This is a genomic window from Rhodoferax sp. RT5P35, assembly GCF_056521385.1.
This window is the reverse complement of record NZ_JBWMAX010000011.1, coordinates 102,129-118,838: the sequence shown is the minus strand read 5'-3', so window position 1 is coordinate 118,838 and position 16,710 is coordinate 102,129. Positions and strand designations below refer to the sequence as shown.

General features: G+C 62.1%; 17 protein-coding genes. 5 read left to right on the top strand and 12 right to left on the bottom strand.

Annotated elements, in window-relative coordinates:
- Positions 1 to 67 precede the first annotated feature (67 nt).
- On the bottom strand, positions 68 to 379 hold the full coding sequence (locus AC097L_RS17650; RefSeq protein WP_479587844.1) for a Dabb family protein: 312 nt from the start codon (positions 377 to 379) through the stop codon (positions 68 to 70).
- A gap of 211 nt (positions 380 to 590) precedes the next feature.
- Between AC097L_RS17650 and AC097L_RS17645 the strand changes: the two genes are divergently transcribed.
- Both AC097L_RS17645 and AC097L_RS17640 read left to right on the top strand, forming a co-directional pair.
- Positions 591 to 1,598, top strand: a complete 1,008-nt coding sequence (locus AC097L_RS17645; protein WP_479587843.1) for a LacI family DNA-binding transcriptional regulator — start codon at positions 591 to 593, stop codon at positions 1,596 to 1,598.
- Positions 1,585 to 2,826, top strand: coding sequence for a YbiU family protein (locus AC097L_RS17640; protein ID WP_479587842.1), 1,242 nt, complete (start codon positions 1,585 to 1,587; stop codon positions 2,824 to 2,826). Before AC097L_RS17645 ends, AC097L_RS17640 begins: the two co-directional genes overlap by 14 nt.
- A 191-nt stretch (positions 2,827 to 3,017) precedes the next feature.
- Here AC097L_RS17640 and AC097L_RS17635 read toward each other — a convergent pair whose 3' ends face one another.
- The 8 genes from AC097L_RS17635 to AC097L_RS17600 all read right to left on the bottom strand — a co-directional run bounded on the left by AC097L_RS17635 (position 3,018) and on the right by AC097L_RS17600 (position 11,666).
- Positions 3,018 to 4,133, bottom strand: a complete 1,116-nt coding sequence (locus AC097L_RS17635) for an ABC transporter ATP-binding protein (RefSeq protein ID WP_479587841.1) — start codon at positions 4,131 to 4,133, stop codon at positions 3,018 to 3,020.
- 4 nt (positions 4,134 to 4,137) lie between these two features.
- On the bottom strand, positions 4,138 to 4,998 hold the full coding sequence (locus AC097L_RS17630; RefSeq protein ID WP_479587840.1) for a carbohydrate ABC transporter permease: 861 nt from the start codon (positions 4,996 to 4,998) through the stop codon (positions 4,138 to 4,140).
- Positions 4,991 to 5,857, bottom strand: a complete 867-nt coding sequence (locus AC097L_RS17625) for a carbohydrate ABC transporter permease (RefSeq protein ID WP_479587839.1) — start codon at positions 5,855 to 5,857, stop codon at positions 4,991 to 4,993. Before AC097L_RS17625 ends, AC097L_RS17630 begins: the two co-directional genes overlap by 8 nt.
- A gap of 224 nt (positions 5,858 to 6,081) precedes the next feature.
- Positions 6,082 to 7,320, bottom strand: coding sequence for an ABC transporter substrate-binding protein (locus tag AC097L_RS17620; RefSeq protein WP_479587838.1), 1,239 nt, complete (start codon positions 7,318 to 7,320; stop codon positions 6,082 to 6,084).
- 208 nt (positions 7,321 to 7,528) lie between these two features.
- Positions 7,529 to 8,599: an ABC transporter ATP-binding protein gene (locus AC097L_RS17615; protein WP_479587837.1), complete on the bottom strand. Its 1,071-nt coding sequence runs from the start codon at positions 8,597 to 8,599 to the stop codon at positions 7,529 to 7,531.
- Between the two features lie 3 nt (positions 8,600 to 8,602).
- The gene (locus AC097L_RS17610) at positions 8,603 to 9,457 is read right to left on the bottom strand and encodes a carbohydrate ABC transporter permease (protein WP_479587836.1); all 855 of its coding nucleotides are present in this window, start codon (positions 9,455 to 9,457) and stop codon (positions 8,603 to 8,605) included.
- Complete coding sequence (locus AC097L_RS17605) at positions 9,447 to 10,328, bottom strand: carbohydrate ABC transporter permease (protein WP_479587835.1); 882 nt, start codon at positions 10,326 to 10,328, stop codon at positions 9,447 to 9,449. Before AC097L_RS17605 ends, AC097L_RS17610 begins: the two co-directional genes overlap by 11 nt.
- Before the next feature lie 87 nt (positions 10,329 to 10,415).
- Complete coding sequence (locus AC097L_RS17600; protein ID WP_479587834.1) at positions 10,416 to 11,666, bottom strand: ABC transporter substrate-binding protein; 1,251 nt, start codon at positions 11,664 to 11,666, stop codon at positions 10,416 to 10,418.
- A gap of 254 nt (positions 11,667 to 11,920) precedes the next feature.
- Here AC097L_RS17600 and AC097L_RS17595 point away from each other — a divergent pair, with 254 nt between their 5' ends.
- The 3 genes from AC097L_RS17595 to ruvC are packed head-to-tail and all read left to right on the top strand — an operon-like array spanning position 11,921 to position 14,107.
- Positions 11,921 to 12,532 (top strand): lysophospholipid acyltransferase family protein, encoded by a 612-nt coding sequence (locus tag AC097L_RS17595; RefSeq protein WP_479587833.1) that lies wholly within the window; start codon positions 11,921 to 11,923, stop codon positions 12,530 to 12,532.
- Complete coding sequence (locus AC097L_RS17590) at positions 12,529 to 13,518, top strand: phosphatidate cytidylyltransferase (protein WP_479587832.1); 990 nt, start codon at positions 12,529 to 12,531, stop codon at positions 13,516 to 13,518. The genes AC097L_RS17595 and AC097L_RS17590 overlap by 4 nt, the downstream gene beginning before the upstream one ends.
- 40 nt (positions 13,519 to 13,558) lie before the next feature.
- Positions 13,559 to 14,107, top strand: coding sequence for a crossover junction endodeoxyribonuclease RuvC (ruvC, locus tag AC097L_RS17585; RefSeq protein ID WP_479587831.1), 549 nt, complete (start codon positions 13,559 to 13,561; stop codon positions 14,105 to 14,107).
- Between the two features lie 121 nt (positions 14,108 to 14,228).
- On the opposite strand, the gene AC097L_RS17580 is transcribed toward ruvC, so the two are convergent.
- The 3 genes from AC097L_RS17580 to ftsZ all read right to left on the bottom strand — a co-directional run bounded on the left by AC097L_RS17580 (position 14,229) and on the right by ftsZ (position 16,664).
- Positions 14,229 to 14,405, bottom strand: a complete 177-nt coding sequence (locus AC097L_RS17580) for a hypothetical protein (RefSeq protein WP_295958291.1) — start codon at positions 14,403 to 14,405, stop codon at positions 14,229 to 14,231.
- Positions 14,406 to 14,409: 4 nt separating this feature from the next.
- Entirely contained in the window at positions 14,410 to 15,333 is a 924-nt protein-coding gene (lpxC, locus tag AC097L_RS17575) for a UDP-3-O-acyl-N-acetylglucosamine deacetylase (protein ID WP_479587830.1), read from the bottom strand.
- Between the two features lie 116 nt (positions 15,334 to 15,449).
- Positions 15,450 to 16,664 (bottom strand): cell division protein FtsZ, encoded by a 1,215-nt coding sequence (gene ftsZ / locus AC097L_RS17570; RefSeq protein WP_479587829.1) that lies wholly within the window; start codon positions 16,662 to 16,664, stop codon positions 15,450 to 15,452.
- Positions 16,665 to 16,710 lie beyond the last annotated feature (46 nt).

The window sequence follows — 16,710 nt, the reverse complement described above, 5'->3', positions numbered from 1 at the left end:
CGTACAACACCAGGTGCAGCACGTTGGCCACAACTGCTTAGTGTGTGCTGCCGCTGCTGTACGCGAATTACTGAACGTCCAGATCAAACACCATCAGCCCCTGCACCCCGCCCTGTGCGGCCTGGACCAGCTTGGCACCGGTGGCCTGGTGGGCAGGATGGGCCTGGTAGGCGGCCAGACCCTGCGGGCCGTCGAACACGGCGATGAAACCGTCGGCAAAGCCGTGGTCCAGGTCTTCATAGCGGGCATTGGCCCCGGCGCGCACCTCCCGCAGGCCGGGCACCTCGCCCACCAGGGCACGCAGCTCGTCCCACAGCCCCTGTTTGGTGGCCTCGGTGACTTCGGGCCGGAAATGGATGAACACACAGTGGTGGATCATGCTGCGGCTCCTCGGTTATGCACCGCCCTGGTGTCGGCCACCGACTGCACGGCAGACACCATCCATTCGCCAGCCATGGTGCCGGCCCCGATAAACGTCCAACGCATAGTGTCTCCTTGTTTTTAAAAATCAAATGATAACGTTTACATTTTGCCAAGTCAAAGCTTGACAGGCAATGTACACGTTTACATAATGAACATCAGGAGACAAGATGCAACCCCGAAAACCCAGCATCACCACCTTGGCCAAAGCCACCGGCCTGTCGTCGGCGACGGTATCGCGCGCCCTGGCCGGGGCTGCCAGCGTGTTGCCAGAAACCCGCGACAAGGTGCTACAAGCCGCCCGCGAACAACACTACGTGCGCGACCGTGCCGCCGTGCACCTGAAAACCGGCAAAACCCACACCCTGGCCTTCATCCAGGACCGGCAGGATGCCACCCAGCTCGGCTTTAAAGACTTCTTGCTTGGCCTGGGCGATGCCTTGCAGGGCACGGACTACCACCTCATCGTGCTGCCGCAAGTCGCCGGGCACAGTGCCCTGGACAGCGTGCAGTACGTGATCGAGCGCGGCCTGGCCGATGGCCTGGTACTGACCTACACCGCGCCGCAAGATGCGCGGGTGCGCTGGCTGCAGGACCAGGGCTTCCCCTTCGTCACCTACGGGCGCACCGCACTGCCCGCACACGACAGCGTGGACTTTGCCAATGAAAGCTTTGCCGCCATGGCGGTCGCCACACTGGTGGCGCAGGGCCGCACGCGTCTGGGCATCTTGCTGCCTGCGGCGGGCACTACGTTTGCGCAGCACCTGGCGGATGGCTTTGCCCGTGCCTGCCAGCAATCCGGAATCGCGGGTGAATGCATTGCGGCCGTCACCCTGGACCACTCCCCCGAAGCCATTTACCAATGGGCGCGTGCGCACGCCGCGGGATTCGATGGCCTGGTGCTGACGCGCGAAGCGCCAGTACTGCCGCTGCTCAGTGCACTAGCCGACAGCGGCCTGCAGGTAGGCCCCGGCCGCCACCTGGAACTGGCCATCAAGTACAGCAGCCCCCTGCCCCAGTACATCCGCCAGCCCTTCTGGGCCTGTTTTGAAGACATGCACCGGGCCGGCCACGCCCTGGGCAGCCGCATGCTAGCGCGGTTTGCGCAGCCCGATCTGCCCGCCAGCCAAGCACTTTTTCCTCCCCCCACCCTGGAGCTATTCCATGCAACAAGCTGACCTCAACCTCGACTTCCAAAGCCAGATCATCGCCGCCAAGCGCCAGCTGCGCGCCCAGATTCCCGACCTGAAGCAACGCTTCGAAGTCCTGACGCGCAACATCGAAGCCCAGGTGGAAACCATCGAACGCGAGCGTGCCCAGGGCTTGCAGCCGGTGCCCGATGTGCAGTTCAGCCAGCTCGACACCCTGGACGCAGCGCAGATCGCCCGTATCAAGCAGCGCGGCTGCCTGGTGATACGCAACGTCTTCGCGCCGGAGCGGGTGGCGCAGTGGAACGCCAGCCTGGCCGACTACATCACCGACAACCACTACCTCGACAAACAGGTGGGCAAACGCGGCATCGACAAGTACTTCAGCGCCCTGGCCAGCTCCAAGCCGCAGATTTACGGCATCTACTGGTCCAAGCCGCAAATGGACGCGCGCCAGTCGGTCGAGCTGGCCCAGGCCCGGCGCTGGCTGAACCGCCTGTGGGACAGCCAGCATGAGGGCCAGCCGATGTTCAACCCCGACCAGGAGTGCACTTATTCCGACCGCGTGCGCCAGCGCGAGCCCGGTGATGCCTCGCTGGGCCTGTCGCCCCACATGGACGGCGGCTCCATCGAGCGCTGGATCGACCCCGGCTACCAGAACGTCTTTCGCCACGTGTTTGGCGGCGACATGGGGCAGTACGACCCGTTTGCCGCCGCCTACCGCACCGAAACGCACGAGATCCCCTCGCCCGCCGTGTGCAGCATGTTCCGTACCTTCCAGGGCTGGACCGCGCTGACCCCGCAGGGCCCGGGCGACGGCACGCTGAACCTGGTGCCGATTGCCAACGCCATGGCCTGGATGCTGTTGCGCGCGCTGCAAGACGACATCGCCGAAGACCAGCTCTGCGGCGCCCGTGCCGGCCGCGCCCTGGTGGCCTCGCCCGAACACCACGCCCTGCTACTGCGCGCCTATGGCCCCATCCCCAAGGTCAACGCGGGCGACACCGTCTGGTGGCACCCCGACACCATCCACGGCGTGGAAGACAAGCACCAAGGCACCGGCTACAGTAATGTGATCTACATCGGCGCCGCCCCTGACTGCGCCAAGAACCGAACGTTCCTGGCCAAGCAGCGCCCCGCGTTCGAGGCGGGCAAATCGTCACCCGACTTTGCGGCGGAAGATTACGAAGTGGATTTTGAGGGACGCTTCACGCCCGCAGACTTGACGCCACTGGGCCGCAGCCAAATGGGATATTAAAAGGAACACCCCCAGGCTACAGCGCTGCGCGTCTTTCGCCCACCCCCTTGCAGGGGGCAACACCAGCGGCCTGGCAAAGCCAGTTCCGCGGTGTTTCTGGAAGGGGTGCTTCCACAGGTAGTTATTGGTCTTTTAGGCCGTTAGCGCAGATTCAATCTACGCCAGAAGCTATTAAATACATAGCAAACCGTTCAGGCGATCAACTGCTCCGTCTGCGCATCAAAGCACACCAGCTTACCCAGATCGACCAGGAACTGAGTCTCCTGGCCCGGTGCCAGCGGCGCGTCGGGTTCGACACGGGCGGTGAATTCGTGGCCGCCCAGATTCAGCACCACCAGGGTGTCGGCACCCGTGGGTTCAATCACTTCCACCCGGGCTTGCACCAGGCGGTGCAGGGCGGTTTCCACGGCACCGTCGCGTGGCAGGCTGATGGCCTCGGCGCGGATACCGGCAATCACGTCTTTGCCCTGGTAGGCATGCAGTGCCGCAGGCACCGACGCCACGGCAATGCGCACCGCGGGCCGGTCGCCTTGCTGCATCTCCAGCACAATGCCGTCGCCCTGCGCCAGCACGCGGGCCTTGGCCAGGTTCATGCGCGGCGAGCCCATGAAGCTGGCCACGAAGGTATTGGCCGGGCGGTTGTAGACCTCGTGCGGGCTGCCCAGTTGCTGCACCACACCGCCCTTCATCACCGCGATGCGCGTGGCCAGGGTCATGGCCTCGATCTGGTCGTGCGTCACGTAGACGATGGTGGCTTTCAGGCGCTGGTGCAGCTTCTTGATTTCGGTACGCATGTCGAGCCGCAGCTGGGCGTCGAGGTTGGACAGCGGCTCGTCAAACAGATACAGCTTGGGCTCGCGCGCCAGGGCCCGGCCGATGGCCACGCGCTGGCGCTGGCCACCGGACAGCTGGCGCGGCTTGCGCTGCAGCAGGTGCTCGATCTGCAGCAGCTTGGCCACGCTGGCAACGCGCTCGGCGCGCACGTTCTTCGCCACCTTGCGCATCTCCAGCGGGAACTCGATGTTCTTGGCCACCGTCATGTTCGGGTACAGCGCGTACGACTGGAACACCATGGAGATATTGCGCTCGGCAGGGGCCACCTGGGTGATGTCCTGGCCGTCCAGGCGCAGAGACCCGGCACTGGGCTCTTCCAGTCCGGCAATCACGTTCATCAGCGTGCTCTTGCCGCAACCGCTGGGACCCACCAGCACCAGGAATTCGCCGTCGGCCAGCGAGATGGTGATGTCGTGCAGGATCTGAACGTTGTCGAAACTTTTTTGGATGTGGACGAGATCTAGCGAAGCCATGTGTTCAACCCTTGACAGACCCGGCCATCAGGCCGCGGACGAAGTATTTACCCGACACCAGGTAGACGATGAGCGTGGGAATCGCGGCGATAAAAGCCCCCGCGAAATGCACGTTGTATTCCTTCACCCCGGTGGAGCTGCTGACCAGGTTGTTCAGCGCCACGGTGAGCGGGAACGAGGTGTAGTCGCTGAAGGATGCGCCAAACAAAAACTCGTTCCAGATGTTGGTGAACTGCCAGATCACCGTCACCACGATGATGGGCGCGCTGTTGGGCAGCAGGATGCGCATCAGCACACCAAAGAAGTTGGCTCCGTCCATGCGCGCCGAACGAATCAGCTCGGTGGGAAACGCCGCGTAGTAGTTGCGAAAGAACAGCGTGGTGAAGCCAATACCGTAGACCACGTTGACAAAAATCAGACCCTTCACCGTGCCCGCCAGCCCCAGAAAACCCAGGGTCTTGGCCATGGGAATCAGCACGATCTGGAACGGAATGAACACCGAGAACAGCATGGCAGCAAACAGCGCGTGGGCAAAGCGCATCTTGAACTGCGTGAGGATGTAGCCGTTCAAGGCACCGATCAGCGTGGAGATCACCACTGCCGGAATCACCAGCAGAAACGAGTTAACAAAGTAGGGCTTCAGCCCCGTGGCCTGCACCCCGATTTGCGCGGTGTTCCAGGCACTGCGCCAGGGGGCCAGCGTCCAATCGACCGGCAGCGCCATCAGGTTGCCACTGCGGATTTCGTCCAGCGGCTTGAGCGAATTCACCACCATCACGTACACCGGCAGGATGAACATCAGCGCCGTACCCACCAGCACGGCATACAGCGCGATGCGCAGAACGCGCGACAAGGTCTTATCCATTTTTGACCTTTCGCATTTCGCCGTACAGATACGGCAGCACCACCACGCCAATCGCCACCAGCATCAGCACCGAGCTGGCGGCACCCACGGCCATTTCGTTGCGGGTAAAGGTGTACTGGTACATGAACACCGAGGGCAGCCAGGTGGAGCGGCCCGGCCCGCCGTTGGTCAGCGCAATCACCAGGTCATAGGACTTGATGGCCATGTGCGCCAGGATCACAAACGCCGAAATGAATACCGGCCCCAGCTGCGGAATGATGATGCGCTGGTAGATCTGCCAGCTCTTGGCACCGTCCAGGCGGGCGGCGTTGATCTGCTCGGAATCCACCCCGCGCAGCCCGGCCAGAAACATCGCCATCACAAAGCCGGTGGTCTGCCACACGGCAGCAATCACCACGCAGTAGATGGCCATTTCCGAATCCTTGATCCAGCCAAAGGCGAAGTTGCTCCAGCCCAGAGTCTGCAGGGTGTGCTCCAGGCCCACGCCGGGGTCGAGCAGCCATTTCCAGGCCGTGCCGGTGACGATGAAGGACAGCGCCATGGGGTACAAAAACACCGAACGCAGGCCGCTCTCGGCGCGCACCTTCTGGTCGATCAGAATCGCCAGCGTCAGCCCCAGCGCCATGGCGATCACGATGTACAGCGAGGCAAACACCCACAGATTCGACAGCGCCACCGACCAGTTTTCCAGGCCCATCAGGCGTACGTAGTTGGCCGTGCCCACCCACTCGTACTGCGGCATCAGCGTCGAGGCGGTGAACGACAGATAAATCGTGAACATGATGTAGCCGTAGACGCACACCAGCACCAGCAAGGCGCTGGGGGTGATCAGCAGCTTGGGTAGAAAACCAGCTTTCATGTGGAACCTTACGAGGGAAAAGGAAAGGCCGACGCTAGCGCGTCGGCCCGCACAAGAACAGGGCGAAAACCCGCTCTGCGAGTAGGTTGAGCCTCTTGTCAACCACCCAACCAAGGCTCAGACGCACGCTTCCCTTCCAGGGATACCGTGGAACCGGCTTTGCCGAGCCACTGGTATCGCCCCCTGCAAGGGGGTTGGCGTAGCGCAGCGAAGCCTGGGGGTGTTCAGCTTTTCGCGGCAGCGGCCAGTTCCACAACGGCTTTCTTCGAGTCGATCTGGCCGTTGAAGTGGCGGGTGATAACGTCGTAGAAAGCGTTCTTGATGGATGCAGGCACGGCGTGGCCGTGCGCCATGGAGCCGACCAAGGTGTTCTTGGCGTTGGCTTCGGCGAAGTCTTTCATGGCCTTCTTGCCGCAGTCGTCAAAGTCCTTGTCGGACACGTCGGTACGCGCAGGCACCGAGCCCTTGACGACGTTGAAGGCCGACTGGAAACCGGGCTCCATGATGGCCGAGGCCAGCTTGGTCTGGGCGGCCACCTTGTCGGCTCCTACCTTGAACATGGCGAACTGGTCGGAGTTGAACGACACCACGCCCTGCGTACCGGGTACGCGGAAGCAGGAGAAGTCTTTGCCCGGCACCTTCTTGGCACCGATGAACTCGCCCTTGGCCCAGTCCCCCATGATCTGGAAACCGGCCTTGCCACTGATGACCATGCCTGCGGCCACATTCCAGTCGCGACCGGAGAAGTCTTTGTCCACCAGCTTGCGCAGCTGCGACATGCGGTCAAAGGCCTTCAGCATGGTGGGCGAGTTCAGGGATTTCGGGTCCAGGTCGATGAAAGCCTTGCGGTAGAAATCGACACCGCCGGTAGAGATCACCACGCCGTCGAACATGGTGGCTTCCTGCCAAGGCTGGCCGCCGTGGGCCAGAGCGATGAAGCCGGCTTTTTGCAGCTTCTCGCCGTCGGCAATGAATTCGTCCCAGGTCTTGGGGTCGGAGGTGATACCGGCCTTGGCCAGCACTTCCTTGTTGGCCCAGACCCAGTTGGTGGAGTGCACGTTGACCGGTGCGGCGACCCACTTGCCGTTGTATTTGGAGAAGCGTTGCAGCGCGGCGGGCACGGTCTTGTCCCAGCCTTCTTTGGCGGCCACGTCGTTCAGGTCGGCCAGCACGCCTTGCTTGGCCCAGTCCTGGATGTCAAAGCCCAGCATCTGCACGGCGGTGGGTGGGTTGCCTGCGGTGACGCGGGCACGCACAGCCGTCATGGCCTGCTCGCCACCGCCACCGGCAACGGGCATGTCGTTCCACTTGATGCCCTGCTTTTCCAGGTTGCCCTTGAGCACACCCAGCGCCGCGGCCTCGCCACCGGCGGTCCACCAGTGCAGCACTTCGACGCTTTGCTGCGCCATAGCCTGACCACTGAAAGCGGCGGCCAGCGCCAAGCCCATGATTGTCTTTTTCATTTTTGTCTCCTGTCATTTTGGTAGTCGAATCACCGGCCAGCCCGAGGTTCTATGCCCCAGGTCCGTGCCGGTGAGGGTGTGGGCGCAGCCATGGCCTTGCCCCCTGCATCCGGGCCTGCAATGCACCACCCAGATTTATTAAGTATTTATTAATTAAAAATAAATAACACCGGTGTTTTCCCTGAAAACAGGGAAGTGACCGGAGGCACTACATACGCACACCGCTTTTCGCATCAAACCAGCTCACATCCGCAGCCGCCACGTGCAGGCCAACGGTGTCGCCGGGCCGGACGCTGACCTGCGGCGCGGTGCGCACGGTGACCAGGCCGGCCTCGGTCTTAACGACCACATAGGTGTCAGCCCCGGTGGGCTCCACCAGGCTGACCTCGCCGCGCCAGCCTGCCGTATCGGCCAGCGCGATGTGCTCGGGGCGCAGGCCCAGCAGCGTGTCCACGCCGGGCAGCGGGCAGTCCAGCGGCAAATGCGCGCCTTGTATAGAAAATTGACCGCTAGCGTCCGCAGTTCCTGCACGGCCAGCTATTAAATTCATAGTGGGCGAACCGATGAAGCTGGCCACGTAGGTATTGGCAGGGCGGCTGTAGATGTCGTCGGGGGTGCCGAGTTGCTGCAGCACGCCATCTTTCATCACCGCGATGCGGCTGCCCAGGGTCATGGCCTCGATCTGGTCGTGGGTCACATAGACGCTGGTGATGCCGCTGACCTGGTGCAGGCGCTTGATTTCGGCCCGCATCTCAACGCGCAGCTTGGCGTCCAGATTGCTCAGCGGTTCGTCAAACAAAAACAGCTGCGGCTTGCGCGCCAGGGCCCGGCCCATGGCCACGCGCTGGCGCTGGCCGCCCGAGAGCTGGGCGGGGCGGCGGTCCAGCAGGTGGGTGATTTGCAGCATGGCCGCTACCTCGTTGATGCGCTTTTCGCGGTCGGCCTTGGGCACCTTGCGCATCTCCAGCGCGAAGCCGATGTTCTCGGCCACGCTCATGGTGGGGTACAGCGCGTAGCTCTGGAACACCATGGCGATGTCGCGCTGGGCCGGGGCCACGCCCACCACGTTGCGGTCGCCGATGCGGATGTCGCCTTCGGTGGGTTCTTCGAGCCCGGCAATGATGTTGAGCAGCGTGGACTTGCCGCAGCCGGACGGGCCGACCAGGATCAGAAATTCGCCCGGGGCCACGTCGATGTCGATGCGCTTGAGCACCTCGACCATTTTGTCGCCGCTGCCAAAGGTTTTGCGGATGCCAGAAATTTTGAGTGCGGATGCCATAAATTAACCTTTCACAGCACCGGCTGTGAGTCCTTTAACGAAGAATTTGCCTGCCAGCACGTAAATGAGGATGGTGGGCAGGCCCGCGATCACGGCAGCCGCCATGTCCACGTTGTAGTTTTTCACGCTGCTGGTGGTGTTGACCATGTTGTTCAGGCCCACGGTGATGGGCTTGCTGTCGGCACCGCTGAAGGCCACGCCAAACAAAAAGTCGTTCCAAATGTTGGTGAACTGCCAGATCAGCGTGACCATGACGATGGGTGTGGACAGTGGCACGATGATGCGGATGAAAATGCGCCAGAAGCCCGCACCGTCGATGCGCGCGGCATTCACCAGCTCTTTGGGAATGGCGGCGTAGTAGTTGCGGAAGAACAGCGTGGTGCCCGCCAGGCCGGCCAGGCAGTGCACAAAAATCAGACCGTACACCGAACTGGAAATGCCCAGCCAGCCCAGAATCTGGCTCATGGGCAGCAGCACCACCTGGAACGGCATGAACACGCCAAACAGCATGAAGCCAAACAGCACTTCACTGCCCTTGAACTTCCACAGACTCAGCACGTAGCCGTTGATCGCGCCCCACAGCGTGGAGATGATCACCGCAGGCACCACGATCAGCACCGAGTTCCAGAAGAAGGGCTGCAGGCCCCGGCAGTCGGTGCCGGTGCAAGCGCTGGACCAGGCCAGCGTCCAGGCTTCGAAGTTCAGGCCGTGCGGCAGGCTGAGCAGGTTACCGCTGCGGATTTCTTCCGCGTCCTTGAACGAGGTGGCCAGCATCACATACATCGGTGCCAGGAAAAACAGCGCAGCGATGAACAGCACGCCGTAGACCAGCACACGGGAAAGGTTCTTACCGATCATGGGGTTTGCTCCGCAGTTCGCTGTACAAATAGGGCACCACGATGGCCGCCACCGTGGCCAGCATCATGGTGGCGCTGGCGGCACCCAGGCCAATCTGGCCGCGGGTAAAGCTCATCACATACATGAAGGTGGCGGGCACGTCGGTGGCGTAGCCGGGGCCGCCGCCGGTCAAGGCCATTACCAGGTCAAAGCTTTTGATGGACAGGTGCGACAACACCATGATGGTGGAGAACACCACCGGCCGCAGGATGGGCAAAATGATGCGCCAGTAGATGCGCGGCAGGCTGGCACCGTCGATCTGCGCCGCCTTGATGATGCTGTCGTCGATGCCGCGCAGGCCCGCCAAAAACAAGGCCATGGCAAACCCGGCCGATTGCCAGATGCCCGCAATCACCACGCAGTAAATGGCGGTGTCGCTTTGTACCAGCCAGTCAAAGCTGAAACTGCTCCAGCCGATGTCGTGCATCAGCTTTTCCAAGCCCAGGCTGGGGTTGAGCATCCACTTCCAGGCCGTGCCGGTGACGATGAACGACAGCGCCATGGGGTACAAATAAATGGTGCGCAGCAGGCCTTCGGCGCGGACTTTCTGGTCCAGCACAATGGCCAGGGCCATGCCGATCAGCATCGCGCCGCCCACATACAGCACGCTGAAGATGCCCAGGTTTTTCAGGGCCAGCCACCAGCGGTCCATTTCGAACAATTTGGCGTACTGGGCCAGACCGACGAATTCGTCGTAGTTGGGCAGCATGCGCGACGCGGTCATGGACAGCACGCCGTTCCAGATCATCAGCCCGTAAATAAAGGCAAAGCCCAGCACAAAGCCGGGCGCAATCACCAGCTTGGGCAGTGCCTGCTCAAAATTTGGTTTCATGGGGGGAGGCTCTCACAATTCACGGCTTAAAAATTAAAACCCCCAGCCCGGCAATGCGGGATGGGGGATGGCTTTAAAAAGCGCGATTTACTTGGTGGCAGCAGCCGCCACGATGTTCTTCATGGCCGCATCGACACTGATCTTGTCGTCGTTCCAGAACTGGCTCACCGCGTCCTTGATAGCACCTTCGGCCGCGGGGCTGACGGCCATGCCGTGGGCGATGGACGGCAGCAGGCTGCCGGTCTTGGCGGTGCTGACAAAGTCCTTGGCCGACTGCTTGGCGCAGTCGTCAAACTTGTCCAGGTTCATATTCAAACGCACCGGGATCGAGCCCTTGTTCAGGTTGAAAATTTCCTGGAACTCGGTGCCCATGATGGCGGCAGCCAGGTCGCCCTGGGCTTTTTGCGCATCGGCGGACTTGAGCTTGAACATGGCGAACGAGTCGATGTTGTAGGTGTAGGCCGTGGCCGTACCGGGGGCGGCCGCGCACAGGAAGTCCTTGCCTGGCACCTTGCCAGCGGCCAAGAACTCGCCCTTGGCCCAGTCACCCATGAACTGGAAGCCAGCCTTGCCCTGCATCACCATGGCCGTGGTGAGGTTCCAGTCACGGCCCGCAGAGGCTGCATCGGTGTAACCCTTGATCTTGCGGAAGGTTTCCAGCGAGGTCTTCATGGTGGGGCTGTTCAACGCCTTAGGGTCGAGCTTGACCAGTGCATCGCTGTAGAACTTGGCACCACCTACACCCAGCACCACCGATTCAAAGGTGGTGAAGTCTTGCCAGTTCTGGCCACCGTGGGCCACGGCGATCAGGCCGGCAGCCTTGATCTTGTCGGCAGCGGCGAAGAATTCGTCGTAGGTTTTGGGCATGCCGGCCACACCAGCCTTTTTCAGCACTTCGGGGTTAGCCCATACCCAGTTCACGCGGTGCACGTTGACCGGTGCCGCCACGTAGTTGCCTTTGTACTTCATGCCATCGGCCACGGCCTTGGGCAGCAGGCTGTCCCACTTCTCGGCCTTGGCGGTGGCGTCCAGGTTGGCCAGCACGCCTTCGGCAGCCCATTCCTGGATGGCCGGGCCCTTGATCTGGGCGGCGGCGGGTGGGTTGCCCGACACCACGCGGCTCTTCAACACGGTTGCGGCGTTGTCGCCACCGCCACCGGCGACGGCGAAGTCTTTCCAAACGTGGCCCTTGGCCTGCATTATTTTCTTCAGCTCAGCGACCGACTTGGCCTCGCCGCCCGAGGTCCAGTAGTGCAGCACTTCGACTTCACCGGCGTGCAATGCACCCGCCGACACCACAACAGCCATGGCCAGCGCCACTTTGGAAAGCTTCATCATCAATCTGTCTCCTGGATTTGCCGCCTCACAAGTTTGGGAGGCCTGGGCAAAGGTTGGGTTCAGCGCAGCACCATGCCGCGTTGAGAGTAGTAATTTTTCATTAATTAATAAATTATGAATACTAGGGCTTTCCCTTGATTTGTTAGAAAATACTACATATTTCATAGCTAAAAGTGCAGATAGACAGTGCGCCAGAAGCACTTTTTATACATAAAACGCGGGTCGAGTCACCCTGCCCGTCTATCATCGCTGCCATGCTCGCCAAGTTCACCAGTTTCATTTTGTTAGGCATCGTGCGGCTGCTCACCGGGGCCCAGGCCCGCTGGTACGGCTGCCCGCCCAAGGCCGAGCAGCGTATTTATTTTGCCAACCACCAGAGCCACGTCGACCTGGTCCTGATCTGGGCGGCGCTGCCCACCGAGCTGCGCAGCATCACCCGCCCCATCGCCGCCAAAGACTATTGGGCCGGGTCGCGCTTCAAGAAATGGCTGACCAGCGCGGTGTTCAACGCGGTGTACGTGGATAGGGTGCGGACTGGCGAGCAAGACCCGTTGGAGCCACTCGTGGACGCGCTGGAGAGCGGTGACTCCATCATTCTGTTCCCCGAAGGTACGCGGGGCTTTGCGCCCGAACCCCAGCCCTTCAAGGCCGGGCTGTTCAACCTGGCGGTGCAGTTTCCGCAGGTGGTGCTGGTGCCCACCTGGATCCACAACGTGCAGCGCGTCATGCCCAAGGGCGAGGTGATTCCGGTGCCGGTGCTGTGCTCGGTGACCTTTGGCACACCGATGCAGGTGCAGCCGGGTGAGGAGCGGCGGGCGTTTCTGGACCGGGCGCGGCTGAACGTGATTGCCCTGCGAGACATATGAACCAGTTTCTACGTGCGCTCAGTGGCAGCCAGCAGGTGGCTGCGCTGTTTTTGCTGGTGTTTGGCGTGCTATCCCTGGCCAGCGCCGCGCTGCTGCTGGTGTCGCTGCGCGAACGCGACGACGGAGCCTTCAAGGCCGCGTTTGGCTCCAACCTGAACGACCTGCGCCGGGTCATGAAAAACACCTGGTTCATGGCCGCCACCTTCTGGCTGGGCTGGGTGCTGGGCGGCTGGTTTGCCATCACCTTGTTTGGCCTGGTGGCGTTTTTTGCGCTGCGCGAATTCATCACCTTGTCGCCCACCCACCGGGGCGACCACCGCAGCCTGATCCTGGCGTTTTTTGTGGTGCTGCCGGTGCAGTTCTGGCTGGTCGGCGGGCGGTACTTCGACCTGTTCACGGTGTTCATCCCGGTGTATGTGTTTCTGGCCCTGCCGCTGGTAGGCGCGCTGGCCGACGACCCGCACCGCTTTCTGGAGCGCAACGCCAAGATGCAGTGGGGCATCATGGTCTGCGTGTACGGCACCAGCCACATCCCGGCGCTGGTGAGGCTGGAAATCCCCGGCTACGCCGACAAAAGTGCCTTTTTGGTCTTCTTTTTAGTGCTGGTGGTGCAGACCTGCATGCTGGTGCAGCACTTGGCCTCTCGCAAGCTCCAACGGCCACCGCGCGCGCCGCACATCAGCCAAAGTTTCAACTGGACCAGCTGGGGCATGGGCGTAGCCGCCGGTGGCCTGGTAGGGGGCTTGCTGGCGGGCATCACCCCCTTCAAACCCGGCCAGGCCCTGGCCATGGCGCTGATCGCCTGCGTGGCGGGCACCGCTGGCCACCTGGTGATGAAAGCCCTGAAACGCGACCGCGGCATCACCAACTGGGGCACCGAGGGCCAGTCCATCACCGGTGCCAGCGGCCTGCTGGACCGGGTGGACGCACTGTGCTTTGCTGCGCCGATCTTTTTCCACTCGGTTCGGTGGTTTTTCAGGCTGTAGCGCATACTCTACTTGCACAATCAGCTCTCAAATAAATAGCATGCGACTTCTCGGCATCGACCCTGGCCTACAGACTACAGGCTTCGGCATCATCGACGTGGATGGTTCCAACCTGGGCTACGTGGCCAGCGGCACCATCAAGACCACGCACCTGGACCTGGGGCAGCTGCCTGCGCGCATCAAGATTCTGTTTGACGGGATTTGCGAGGTCTGTACCCGCTACGAGCCGGATGCCGCGTCGGTGGAAATCATCTTTGTGAACGTCAACCCGCAGTCCACCTTGCTGCTGGGCCAGGCACGCGGGGCCAGCCTGGCGGCGCTGGGGCACAGCAATTTGCAGGTGCACGAGTACACCGCGCTGCAAATGAAAAAAGCCGTGGTTGGCCATGGCCGGGCCGACAAGACACAGGTGCAGGAAATGGTGAAACGGTTGTTGAAGTTGCCCGTGCTGCCCGGCAAAGATGCCGCGGATGCCCTGGGCATGGCCATCACCCACGCCCATGTGGGGCATGCGATGGCCCGGTTGGCGCAGGCCACACCACTGACCCGCAAGACCAGCGGCATGTACCGCGACGGCCGGATTAATTAGTACACCCCCAGGCTGCAGTGCTTCGCATCTTGCGCCAACCCCCTTGCAGGGGGCAACTGCAGCGGCCTGGCAGAGCCAGCTCCGCGCCGTCCACGAAGGGGCTTCGCTACGCTGGCCTTTGTTAAGCCAGGCGTTCGAGAATTAACACCGTGAAGAAACCAAACGCCGCCAGCAGCGTCCATTTCAAAACCACCCAGCCCCAGCGCAAGTAACGGCGGTCGCGCGTGCCGACATAGAAGGCGAAGGACACACCGGCGCCCAGCAGCAGGAACAGGATGGCCCAGCGGAACAGCAGCATGGAGCTACCAAGCCCGGGCGAGTTGGGCGAAGCCTGCGGGGGCCTTGGAGGCATCGTCAAACGTGACGATTTCCCAGGCCTCGGTGTTCAGCATCAGCGCGCGGATGAGTTTGTTGTTCAGCGCGTGGCCAGACTTCATGGCGCTGTAGCTGGCCAGCAAGGGCTTGCCCAGCATGTACATATCGCCCATCGCGTCCAGCACCTTGTGCTTCACGAATTCATCGTCGTAGCGCAGACCGCCCGCGTTGAGCACCTTGTAGTCGTCCATCAGGATGGCGTTGTCCATGCCACCGCCCAGGCCCAGGCCGTTGGCGCGCAGCATCTCGGCATCGCGGGTGAAGCCGAAGGTGCGGGCGCGGGCGATGTCGCGGGTGTAGGAGTCAGATCCCAGGTCGAACTCGACATGCTGGCCGGTGGAATCCACTGCGGGGTGGTCAAAAATGATGTCAAAACTCAGCTTGTAGCCGTGGTACGGCTCCAGCCGGGCCCACTTTTCTGCCGTGCCCGTGCCTTCGCGCACTTCTACCGGCTGGGTCACGCGGATGAAGCGGCGTGGGGCTTTTTGCAGCTCGATACCCGCCGTTTGCAGCAGGTACACAAAGGCCGCAGCGGAGCCATCCAGGATGGGTACTTCTTCAGCGGTGATTTCCACAATCAGGTTGTCGATGCCCAGACCCGCGCAGGCCGACATCAGATGCTCCACCGTAGACACCTTGGCCGTGCCGCTCGACACCGTGGTGGCCATGCGCGTATCGGTCACCGAGGTGGCCGTCATGGCAATGTCTACCGGCACCGGCAGATCGGTACGGCGAAACACAATGCCGGTATCGGGTGGCGCCGGGCGCAGCGTCAGTTCGACCCGCTGGCCGCTGTGCACGCCCACACCCACGGCTTTGGTAAGGGACTTGAGGGTTCGTTGCTGAAGCATGGAGCGATTTTAGTTGGCAGGCCTATCGCCCACGATCAGCAATGTTGATGGCTGAGATCGAGAAAAGGCATTCCCGCCGATCCCGCCACAGGTGCGAGATCGGTGGGTGAAGACCCTTAATCGGCTTGCTTACGGAGGAAAGCGGGGATCTCGTAGTCGTCCATGCCGCCCGACGAGAGTGCGTCCACCCGGGCGCTGGCCTGGGTGCGGTTGGGCGTGCGCCACACCGCTGGGCCGCGCAGCGACTCGTAGTCGGGCTGGCCGTTGCCCATGCCCCCCATGCCGTTACTGTTGCCTTGTACCGGCAGGGTGAAGCCTACGTTGTCGGTGCCGGTGCGCTGCACCACCACTTGCAGCGGGGCCGCTACACGGCGTTTGCTCAGGCCTGTGGCCACCACGGTCACGCGGATTTTCTCGCCCAGGCTGTCGTCGTAGGCCGTGCCGTAGATCACATGCGCGTCCGGCGATGCGTAGGCGCGGATGGTGTTCATGGCCAGCTTGGATTCGTTCAGCTTGAGCGAACCCTTGGCGGCGGTGATCAGCACCAGTACGCCCTTGGCACCCGACAGGTCGATGCCTTCCAGCAGCGGGCAAGCAACTGCCTGCTCGGCGGCGATGCGGGCGCGGTCAGGTCCGTCGGCCACGGCGGTACCCATCATGGCTTTGCCGGGCTCACCCATCACGGTGCGCACGTCTTCGAAGTCGACGTTCACATGGCCGGGCACGTTGATGATTTCAGCAATACCGCCGACAGCGTTTTTCAGCACGTCGTTGGCGTGGGCGAAGGCTTCGTCCTGCGTCACGTCGTCGCCCAGCACTTCGAGCAGTTTCTCGTTCAGCACCACGATCAGCGAATCCACATTGGCTTCCAGCTCGGCCAGGCCGTTGTCGGCATTGGCCATGCGTTTTGGGCCTTCGAAGTCGAACGGCTTGGTGATCACGCCCACGGTCAAAATGCCCATTTCCTTGGCCACGCGGGCAATCACAGGTGCCGCGCCGGTGCCGGTGCCGCCACCCATGCCGGCGGTGATAAACAGCATGTGCGCGCCAGCAATAGCGGCGCGGATGTCGTCCACGGCCAGTTCGGCGGCTTCACGGCCCTTGTCAGGCTTGCTGCCTGCGCCCAGGCCGCTCAGGCCCAGCTGGATGGTCTTGTGCGCCACGCTGCGGCCCAGGGCCTGCGCGTCGGTGTTGGCGCTGATGAACTCCACGCCCTGTACGTTGCAGCCAATCATGTGCTCCACGGCATTGCCGCCGCCGCCGCCGACACCGATCACTTTGATCTGGGTGCCCAGGTTAAATTCTTCGACTTCAATCATTTCGATAGGCATGTGGTTCTCCTTCATGGTGTCAATGGGGTGCTGTTGTTGCAAGATT

Excerpts from the sequence above, each read along its gene's own strand:
- AC097L_RS17650 (WP_479587844.1), bottom strand. The coding sequence starts at position 379 with ATGATCCACCACTGTGTGTTCATCCATTTCCGGCCCGAAGTCACCGAG.
- AC097L_RS17645 (WP_479587843.1), top strand. The coding sequence starts at position 591 with ATGCAACCCCGAAAACCCAGCATCACCACCTTGGCCAAAGCCACCGGC.
- AC097L_RS17640 (WP_479587842.1), top strand. The coding sequence starts at position 1,585 with ATGCAACAAGCTGACCTCAACCTCGACTTCCAAAGCCAGATCATCGCC.
- AC097L_RS17635 (WP_479587841.1), bottom strand. The coding sequence starts at position 4,133 with ATGGCTTCGCTAGATCTCGTCCACATCCAAAAAAGTTTCGACAACGTT.
- AC097L_RS17630 (WP_479587840.1), bottom strand. The coding sequence starts at position 4,998 with ATGGATAAGACCTTGTCGCGCGTTCTGCGCATCGCGCTGTATGCCGTG.
- AC097L_RS17625 (WP_479587839.1), bottom strand. The coding sequence starts at position 5,857 with ATGAAAGCTGGTTTTCTACCCAAGCTGCTGATCACCCCCAGCGCCTTG.
- AC097L_RS17620 (WP_479587838.1), bottom strand. The coding sequence starts at position 7,320 with ATGAAAAAGACAATCATGGGCTTGGCGCTGGCCGCCGCTTTCAGTGGT.
- AC097L_RS17615 (WP_479587837.1), bottom strand. The coding sequence starts at position 8,599 with ATGGCATCCGCACTCAAAATTTCTGGCATCCGCAAAACCTTTGGCAGC.
- AC097L_RS17610 (WP_479587836.1), bottom strand. The coding sequence starts at position 9,457 with ATGATCGGTAAGAACCTTTCCCGTGTGCTGGTCTACGGCGTGCTGTTC.
- AC097L_RS17605 (WP_479587835.1), bottom strand. The coding sequence starts at position 10,328 with ATGAAACCAAATTTTGAGCAGGCACTGCCCAAGCTGGTGATTGCGCCC.
- AC097L_RS17600 (WP_479587834.1), bottom strand. The coding sequence starts at position 11,666 with ATGATGAAGCTTTCCAAAGTGGCGCTGGCCATGGCTGTTGTGGTGTCG.
- AC097L_RS17595 (WP_479587833.1), top strand. The coding sequence starts at position 11,921 with ATGCTCGCCAAGTTCACCAGTTTCATTTTGTTAGGCATCGTGCGGCTG.
- AC097L_RS17590 (WP_479587832.1), top strand. The coding sequence starts at position 12,529 with ATGAACCAGTTTCTACGTGCGCTCAGTGGCAGCCAGCAGGTGGCTGCG.
- ruvC (WP_479587831.1), top strand. The coding sequence starts at position 13,559 with ATGCGACTTCTCGGCATCGACCCTGGCCTACAGACTACAGGCTTCGGC.
- AC097L_RS17580 (WP_295958291.1), bottom strand. The coding sequence starts at position 14,405 with ATGCTGCTGTTCCGCTGGGCCATCCTGTTCCTGCTGCTGGGCGCCGGT.
- lpxC (WP_479587830.1), bottom strand. The coding sequence starts at position 15,333 with ATGCTTCAGCAACGAACCCTCAAGTCCCTTACCAAAGCCGTGGGTGTG.
- ftsZ (WP_479587829.1), bottom strand. The coding sequence starts at position 16,664 with ATGCCTATCGAAATGATTGAAGTCGAAGAATTTAACCTGGGCACCCAG.